The sequence below is a fragment of the Candidatus Palibaumannia cicadellinicola genome, assembly GCF_002855795.1.
Taxonomy (GTDB): Bacteria; Pseudomonadota; Gammaproteobacteria; order Enterobacterales; family Enterobacteriaceae; genus Baumannia; species Baumannia cicadellinicola_C.
Genome location: NZ_NJPO01000174.1, coordinates 1 through 2,418, shown reverse-complemented (window position 1 = coordinate 2,418; position 2,418 = coordinate 1). Strand labels below are relative to the sequence as shown.

Here is a 2,418-nt window from a genome sequence, read left to right as displayed (position 1 = left end):
ATATCAGTAGGTGTAATCCCTGAAATACGTGATGCTTGTCCAATAGAATAAGGTTGGTAATATTTTAATTTAGATATAGCTTCTTTAGATAAACCATAAATTAAATCATAATTAATCTTAGCAGGTAAGATAATTTTATCATTATATGACTGACGAAATATTTCTTCTTTTTGTCTAGTAATATAGCCTTCATATTTAATTTGTATTTCAATTTGTTCAGTAGCTTGTTTATCTACTAATCTAGGAGCAAACAATGTTAGTTCAGTTAATAAAGAATAATTTATTTCTGGTCTACGAAGTAGATCTTCACCATTAATTTTACGTGTTAAAGGTTTTTTTAATAACAGATTTAAATGATTTATATTTTTCGTACCAGGATGTACCCAAATATTACGTAAACGTTGACGTTCTAATTCAATATTTTCTTGTTTAAGACAAAAAATTTTCCAACGGACATCATTTACTAAACCTAATTTACGACCTATTTCAGTTAAACGTATATCTGCATTATCTTCACGTAATGTTAATCTATATTCAGCACGAGAAGTAAACATACGATATGGTTCATTTGTCCCTAATGTACATAAATCATCAATTAATACTCCCAGGTAAGCTTGATTTCGACATGGTGACCAATTAGCTTGTTCTTGTACTTGTAAAGCAGCATTTATACCAGCAAGTAAACCTTGAGCAGCAGCTTCTTCATAACCAGTAGTGCCATTTATTTGTCCTGCTAAAAATAAACCAGTAATAATTTTACTTTCTAAAGTTAGTTTTAAATCACGTGGATCAAAAAAATCATACTCTATAGCATAACCAGGATGTACAATATCTGCATTTTCTAATCCTTTAATTGAGTTTATCATTTTGATTTGAATATGTAATGGTAAACTAGTAGAAATACCATTAGGATAAATTTGATTACTTGTTAATCCTTCAGGCTCAAGAAAAATTTGATGTGAATTACGATCAGTAAAATGACATATTTTATCTTCAATTGAAGGACAATAACGTGGTCCTATACTTTCTATCAGTCCATTATACATTGGACTTAAATGTAAATTTTGCCTAATTATATCATGAGTTATACTATTAGTATGAGTTATATAACAAGGTATTTGACGTGGATGATCTTTTATCGATCCTATAAAAGAGAATATTGGTAGAGGATTGTCACTATATTGTATAGCTAGTTCATTAAAATTAATACTATATTTATTAATTCGTGGAGGTGTGCCAGTTTTTAAACGTTTTACTTTAAATGGTAATTCACGTAATTGATTTGAAAGTTCAATCGATGCTGGATCTCCTGCACGTCCTCCACTATAACTATTTTGACCTATATAAATCTTACCATTTAAAAAAGTACCTACTGTTAGTACTATTGCTTTAGCATAAAAACTATTTGCTAATGTTGTTATGACACCAACAATATTATTATTTTTTATAATTAATTTTTTTTACTGTTTGTTCAATAATTGTTAAATTTAATTGAGATGTTAATTTATTTTGTATTATTTGACGATAAAGTTTTCTATCTGCTTGTGCACGAGTTGCTCTAACAGCCGGCCCTTTACTAGCATTTAGTATTCTAAATTGAATTCCAGCATAATCAATAGCTTGAGCCATAATACCACCCATAGCATCAATTTCTTTAGTTAAATGTCCTTTACCAATCCCACCTATAGCAGGATTACAAGACATTTCGCCCAGTTTATGAAAACTATGTGTTAATAATAATGTTTTACACCCTATTCTTGCTGATGCCATAGCAGCTTCTGTACCAGCATGGCCCCCACCAATAATTATTACTTCATACGTATTTGTATTAGACATAAATATTTATACCTATATAAAACATTGTTTTATTAATAACTAAAATTATATATATTTATATGGTAATGGATTAAGTTTTAATAAACTATTCATATCTTTTGGGACTCTAATTAAACTATTTTTATCTAAATTTTTATTTAATACTGCTTGTACCCATAAATGATTATCTTGCATAAGACATGCAGCTAAGACTATACCTATACTACGCCAATAATTATTAATTTTAATTTCTAATATTTCTCCTGCCCTTGGAACATAATTTGCTTTTCCAACTAAAAAGTAAAGTTGTTGTTTATTTATACCACGATATTTTACTCGTGCTATTACTTCTTGACCAACATAACATCCTTTCTTAAAATTAATACCATTTAATAAATCTAAATTAATAGCTTGTGGTATAAATTGGCTACTAGTATTAGTATCAATAATAGGGTATCCAGCTTCAATATCTAATGATAACCATTGTTGACTATTTTGAATTTGTGCGTGATTATTTTTTATAAGTATGTTTGATAATTCATCACGTACTACACTTGTAGTTATGATAAGAAATCTATTGATTGGCTGGTTTAATAATACAAT

The 2,418-nt window shown here is 28.4% G+C and carries 1 protein-coding gene and 1 pseudogene; both read right to left on the bottom strand.

Features of this window, described 5'->3' with window-relative positions; translation table 11 throughout:
• A pseudogene (gene mnmG, locus CEX73_RS03205) lies at positions 1 to 1,836 on the bottom strand (tRNA uridine-5-carboxymethylaminomethyl(34) synthesis enzyme MnmG); the annotation flags it as partial.
• Positions 1,837 to 1,881: 45 nt separating this feature from the next.
• The coding region (ygfZ, locus tag CEX73_RS03200) for a tRNA-modifying protein YgfZ (RefSeq protein ID WP_158521399.1) at positions 1,882 to 2,418 on the bottom strand (537 nt) is incomplete at its 5' end.